The sequence below is a fragment of the Pseudomonas marginalis genome, from assembly GCF_001645105.1.
Taxonomy (GTDB): domain Bacteria; phylum Pseudomonadota; class Gammaproteobacteria; order Pseudomonadales; family Pseudomonadaceae; genus Aquipseudomonas; species Aquipseudomonas petroselini.
In genome coordinates this window covers 19,106-19,337 of sequence record NZ_LKEG01000061.1, presented here as the reverse complement: position 1 = coordinate 19,337, position 232 = coordinate 19,106, and positions in this window count along the sequence as shown.

Below are 232 nucleotides of genomic sequence, written 5' to 3'. Positions count from 1 at the left end.
CGCGCTAGAACATCGGCCCACATCTTTCGGTACCCCTGAATGAAATTTCAGGGGATTTTACTAAAGACCTTGAAAGGGATGGCTGTAAAAGCGGAACCCATAGTGGCCGTTACCTAAATAACGGATATGTACCCTGTCTGATCCAACATCCAGGTCAGCCGTCAGGCCGCCACGGGAGCAAGCTCCCTCGCCACAGGTCCTGCGCCATACCCAGAATTGTGTAGATACCGAG